This window comes from Nocardiopsis sp. TNDT3, from assembly GCF_003427465.1.
Classification (GTDB): Bacteria; Actinomycetota; Actinomycetes; order Streptosporangiales; family Streptosporangiaceae; genus Nocardiopsis; species Nocardiopsis dassonvillei.
In genome coordinates this window covers 1-6367 of the sequence record NZ_QPFC01000653.1, presented here as the reverse complement: position 1 = coordinate 6367, position 6367 = coordinate 1, and the positions used below count along the sequence as shown (strand labels likewise).

The following is a 6367-nucleotide window of genomic DNA, read 5'->3' as shown; positions in this document are numbered from 1 at the left end:
GTGGGGCCTGGGAGCCTCACGGGCGGGCGGTGGTTCAGCGAAGCGCGCAACGGAGGCACACGTCCGACCCTCCTCCCGCTCGCGGTGCCGCCGCACACGCGGACCCCCGAAAACGAGCTTCGCGAAGCAATTCCGCGACGCACGACAACCCACCTCACCAGCACGTCTTCCGGAGGAAGGGACAGGAACACCCACAGCCATCCGGGCACACATAAACCACACAGGCCACCTCCGACAACATTCGATATTGCCGATAAGTACTTTCACCAGAAAATGCACGTGCAGAATATCGAGCACCATTACAAAGGGACCAAAAGAAGTTTCAACAATCCCAGCAGGGCACACATATAGGCGAGAGCAATAAACGGGGGCACTTCCCAAGGATCCGCCGGTGAGACTCTGTGTTCTGGGCTCCATCCATCTGAGCAGCGACGGACGCCGCGTCACCCCGACCACGGGCAAGGAACGCGCGCTCCTCGCCGCCCTGGCACTGACGGGCCCGGGACGGCTACCCCTTCGGGAGCTGGCCGACCGGCTCTGGAACGGCTCTCCCCCGGAGGGCTACCGCAGCACACTGCACACCTACGTCACGCGCCTGCGGGGCAAGATCGAGGCGGCCGGGCTGGACCGCGGCATCCTGACCCACACCGCCGAGGGCTACCTGCTGCGCCTCCCCGCCCAGGCGCTGGACTGGGAGCGCTTCCGGAGCCTGCGCTCACGCGCCCGCGCCCTGCACCAGGCGGGCCGCTCCGCCGAGGCGCGCGCGGCCCTGGAGGAGGCGCTGGCGCTGTGGAAGGGGCCCGCGCTGCCCGGTGTGGGCGGACGCTGGGTCGAACAGCTGCGCGTGTCCATGGAACGCTCCCACCAGGACGCGCTGGCGGTGTGGGCCTCGCTGGCCATCGCCGAGGGCGACCACGCGGAGGCGGTGGAGGTCCTGGGTTCGGCCCTGGTCGCCTACCCCGTCAACGAGTCCCTGCACGGCCACCTCCTGCACGGGCTGCACGCCCTGGGCCGGACGGCCGACGCCCTCGCGGCCTACCAGCGGTTGCGGGAGCGGCTGTCGGAGGAGCTGGGCGTGGACCCCTCCCCGGCGCTGCGGCGGCGGTTCGAACTGCTGCTGCGGGCCACCGCCGGTCCGGTCGGGGACGGTGGGTCGGACGGGGACGGCGGGTCGGACGGGGTCGGCGGGTCGCAGGCCCCGCCTCCCGCGGCCGGGAGGCCGCGCACGATCGTGGACAACCTGGCGCGCGAGCCCCGGCACTTCCGGGGGCGCACCGCGCAGACCCGCCTGCTCTGCTCGCGGCTGCGGGAGACGGAGTCCGGTTTCGCGCACCTGTGGGTCGTCTGCGGGATGGCGGGGGTGGGCAAGAGCCAACTGAGCCTGCACGTGGCCCATCGCGTCAAGGACCTCTACCCCGACGCGCGGCTGTCGGTGGACCTGCGCGGGCACGACGAGCGGGCCGCTCCGCTGAGCGCGGAGGAGGCCCTCACCGAACTCATGCGCCTGCTGCGCGTGCCGGTGCCGCCCACCGTGCTGAGCCTGGCCGAACGCGTCGCTCTGTGGCGCGAGCACACGCGGTCGATGCGCCTGCTGCTCCTCCTGGAGGACGCCGCCAGCGCCGAACAGGTCCTTCCGCTGCTCCCCAGCGGGACCCGGTGCGCGGTCGTGATCACCAGCCGCTTCTTCCTCCCGGAGGTGGAGGGCGCCGACCACCTGCCGCTCGGGCTTCCCTCCGACGAGGAGTGCACCGAGATGTTCACCGCCGCCCTCGACCGGCCGTGGGGCGAGGAGGAGGCCGACACCCTCGCCGAGATCATCGACCGGTGCGACAGGCTACCGATAGCCGTCGGGCTCGTGGCGAACCTGGCCCAGTTCCATCCGTCGTGGTCGCCGCGCGACCTGCTGCACCGGCTGCCCTCACCGTCCTTCCCGGGACTGAGCGCCTTCCGGGTGGGGGGTCGGGACCTCTCACGCATCTTCGACGTGTCCGTGGACGCCATGGACCCGAGGGCCCGTGACGCCTTCCTCCTGCTCGGCCTGCACCCCACCCGCGGTATGGACGGGCGGGTGGCGGCGGCGCTGGTCGGCCCCGACGAGCACGCCTCACGGCAGGCCCTCATGGACCTGGTGAGCGCCCACCTCCTGAACGAGCCCGAACCCGATCGCTTCGAGATGCACGCCCTGCTCCAGGTTCACGCCCGCCACCGCGCGCGCGACGGTCTGTCCCCGGAGCGGGCCCATGCGGCCAAGCAGAGGATGCACGCGGCCTACCTGTCGTTGACGAGCCTGGCCGACCGGGCCCTGCACCCGCACCGGCCCGGGCGCGACGACCACGAGCCACTTCCCATCGGGGAGCGATGGCCGGAGGAGAGGGCCATGGCGTGGTTCCGGCGCGAACTGGCGACCGTGCTCACCATGCTGTCGGAGGCGGACCGGCACGGCGCGGGCCGCACCGCCCTGCGACTGGCGCGGGTGGTGTGCGACCACATGGACGCGCACGGTCCCTGGTCCGAGGCGGTCACCCTGCACACCGCCATGGTGGAGTGGGCACGCGATCAGGGGGAGGACCGTGAGCGGGCCAGGGCCCACTTCGACCTGGCCCGCGCCCTTCTGCGCGTGGGAGAGGTGGACCGCGCCGGAGAACACAGCCGTTCGGCCCATGAGCGGTGGTCCGAGGCGGGGGACGTCCTGGGACAGGCGTGGGCCGTGGCCCAAGGGGCGATGATCTCCTACGTCGCCAACGACTACGCGGGCAGCCGGGCCCTCGTCGAACGGGCTCTGGAGACGTTCGAGGCGCGCGGACACCGCCCCGGAATAGTGTTCTGCCTGCGTGTGCGCGGGCTGTGCCACTTCGCCGTGAGCGCGTCCCACGAGGCGATCGCGGACTTCAGTGACGCGTCGACCCTGCTGGAACGCTCACAGGACCAGCAGTTGCTCATGGAGATGCAACTGAACCTGGCGGGCGCGTTCCAACAACTGGGGTACCACCACCAGTCCTGGTCGCTGTGCGAAAAGGTCCTGGTGACCGCCCGTCGGCGCGGTGACAGGCGCAGGGCGGCCGTCGCTCTGACGAATCTGGGCAAGCTGTCCCTGCACCGGGAGCGGCCGGAGCAGGCCGTATCGCGTCTTCAGGAATCGTTGAAGATCCTCGAATCCTTCGGAGACCCCTGGGCCAAGAGCACGATCCTGACGAACCTGGGCACAGCACACGCCGCAGCCAACCAGCTGGACCAGGCCCGCCTCTGCTTCTGTCGCGCTCTGGCAATGCGCGGGTTCATCACTCCTCCGGCGCGGACCGAGTCTCTACTGGGCCTGGCCCGACTGGAGGGGACGGCCGGACGGCACCATGACGTGGTAACCCACCTGCGCCAGGCCGCCTCGACGGCGCGGCAGCACGGTCTGCGCAAGGAGCACGCCACAGCCCTGCTCGCTCTGGGCCAACACCTCAGTGTCCACGGTGAGCGGAGCGAAGCGAATGCGTGCCTGCGCCAGGCCGCGGAAATCTTCGAGGTACTTCAGGCTCCCGAGGCTCAGATCACCCGGTCGCTGCTCGAAACTCTGGGCAACACATAACGGACCGGCTTTTTCTGGCGCGCGCACCCGTCGCCAAAGATAGGATTTGGCATGCTCAGAGCCAGCTCGGTACTCGTTCACCGGTCTGCGTGCTTATAGCACGGCAAGTGGCGGGACGCCCAGAGGCCACTGGAACGCCCCGCCCTCACCGAACACCTCACGATTCCATAGCAGCGCGATCTAAACGATGCAAGAACCGACAAAGAAAGAGTCCGATGAGCTCTCCTACTGTAGCCGCGCTTTCGGTCCTGGTCGCAATGACCTGGCTGGTTATTTGGGGTGCTCCCCTTATCCCTGCGGCGACATCTGCCTAACCCCTTAGGCGCATTCGAGAGGGGACCGCCGCCCAAAGCGGCGGGCCTCTCATACTGCATCAAACCGTGTCCTGACTGGCCATGACCTCGCATTCTTGCATAAGCGAACGCATTAGCACGTGCATATGCAAGACACAAACCTCGCCCGGGACTAACCCGAACGATCAGCAAGTTGCCCTTCGAAGAAAGAAATTCAACACTGGCTGGAGAGGACTGAAACCCGGCTCACCAGGAGCCCCTTACACACCATTTGTCACAGGTGTTTTAGGAGACCACGTGGACTCCCCCGGTCACACCTCCCCGACCAACGACCCAAGCGCCCGGACCAACACCGTGCGCGGCGACATCAGCGGAACCGCCGTCCAGGTCGGCTCGCTCCGCGGGGACGTGAACCTGCACCTGGCATCCGCGGCCGACCGCGTCCCCCGCCAACTCCCCGCCGCGCCCGCCGTCTTCGTGGACCGGCCCCATCCGATGCGGGCGCTGGAGGCGGCCGTGTCGCGCGCCCACGCCCGGGGCCGCCACGCACTGGTGGTGATCACGGGCTCGGCGGGGGTGGGCAAGTCCGCTCTGGCGGCGGAGTTCCTGCGCGCGCACCCGGAACTGGGCGGAGGCGGACAGCTGTTCGTGGACCTGCACGGCTTCTCCCCCGGACAGCCCGCCGACCCCCACGACGTGCTGGACGTGCTGCTCCGCGCCGTGGGCGTGCAGATCGGGACGGCACCGGCGGACCTCGCCACACGCGCGGCCTGGTGGAGGTCGGCCACCGCGCACGCGCCCGTGTCGCTGCTGTTGGACGACGCCCTCTCCGCCGCCCAGGTCCGCGCCCTGCTGCCCGGGGGCGACCGCGGCACGGTGGTGGTCACCACGCGTCTGCGGCTGGCCGGGCTGCGCCTGGACGGCGGGCAGTTCGTGGACCTGCATCCGATGACGGGGGCCGAGGGGGTGGCCCTGCTCTCCGAACTCAGCGGCCGCTCCCCCGCCGGAGAGGCCGACCGGAAGGCCATGCACGGCGTCGTCACCCTGTGTTCGGCACTGCCGGTGGCCGTGTGCACGGTCGCCGTCGACCACGGCACCCGCAGCCGGACCTGGCGGGACACCGAGCGGCGCCTGCGCTCCGCCCCCCGTCGGCTCGACCACCTGGACACCGCGAGCAGGGAAATGGGTATGGACGTGTCCGTGCGCAACGCCTTCGACCTGTCCTACGCCTCCCTCCCGGTCTTTCCCGCCCTGCTCTACCGGCGTCTGGCCTGGCACCCGGGCCCCGACGTCACCGGTGAGCTGGCCGCCCACCTCACCGGCCGCCCGGCGGCCGAGTGCGAGGCGGGGCTGGCCGCCCTCACCCGCCACCACCTGCTGACCGAGCACAGCGCCGAACGCTTCTCCTTCCACGACCTGCTGCGCCTGCACGCCGCGGAGAAGGCCGAGGCCGAGGAGGACTCCGGCGCCCGCCACCGGTCGCTGACGCGGCTGGTGTCCGGGTTCGCCGACCTGGCGGTGTCGGCCGACGCCGTGCTGCGGCCCTACGCGGGCAACCGGGCGGTGCCGGGCTCACCCTTCACCGACGCCGCGCAGGCCACGGCCTGGCTCAACCGGGAGCGCGACAACCTCGCCGCCCTGGCCGAACTGGCGCCGCGGCTGGGAGCGCACGAGCACGTGCCGCGCCTGCTGGACGGCCTGTGGTCGCTGTTCCTGCACCACGGTCAGGCGCGGTTGTGGCTGCGTGCCGCCGCGCCCGTGCTCGGGGAGCCCTCGGCCGACCTGGAGGAGACGACGGTCGCACGGCTGCTGAACAACCGCGCGCTGGTGCACAGCCACCTCGCCGGTGTCGAGGAGGCGATGGCCGACCTGGACGCCGCCGAACGGGTCTGGCGGCGCCACCAGGACCTGGAACGCCTGGCCCAGACCCAGCAGCGCCGGGGCATCGTGGCCTTCCAGAACCACCTCCCCGGGCAGGCCGCCGACCACCTCGCCCGGGCCGTGGCGACGGACGAGCGGACCGGGGTCGCCCACAACCTGGCCATCAGCCTGTTCATGCTCGGCCGGGCCCGCCACGCCCTCGGGGACCTCGGCCCGGCCCGCCTGGCCCTGGAGCGCGCCCTCCCCCTCCTGGACGGGGACGCCTACAACCAGGCCCGGACCAGGATCGTCCTGGGCACCGTCCTCGCCGCCATGGAGGAGTTCGCGTCCGCATCGGCGGAACTGGACCGGGCGCTGGAGGTGATGCGCGAGCGCGGCTCGGCCTCCGGCCAGGGCAAGGCCCTGGAGGCGATCGGGGAACTCGCCGAACGCCGCGGGGAGCCGGGCCGGGCCCGCGAGGCCTACGAGCGGGCGGTGGAGCTGCTGCTGCCGACGGACCCGGCCAGACTGCGTGTGGAGGAACGCCTGGAGGCGTTGGGATGACCCCGTCACCGGGGTTCGGCTCGCACCCACACCTCGTGGACGGGCGGCCCTCCCGGGACGGGGGCGGGTTCCGGGG

Annotated in this window: 2 protein-coding genes; both read left to right on the top strand. The window is 71.1% G+C overall.

Annotation, left to right across the window (positions count from 1 at the left end; genetic code table 11):
- Positions 1 to 391: 391 nt before the first annotated feature.
- A complete protein-coding gene (locus DQW06_RS16505; protein ID WP_117198859.1) occupies positions 392 to 3574 on the top strand; it encodes a BTAD domain-containing putative transcriptional regulator in 3183 nt (1060 codons plus the stop codon).
- Between the two features lie 590 nt (positions 3575 to 4164).
- Complete coding sequence (locus DQW06_RS16500; protein ID WP_071621988.1) at positions 4165 to 6291, top strand: tetratricopeptide repeat protein; 2127 nt, start codon at positions 4165 to 4167, stop codon at positions 6289 to 6291.
- Positions 6292 to 6367 lie beyond the last annotated feature (76 nt).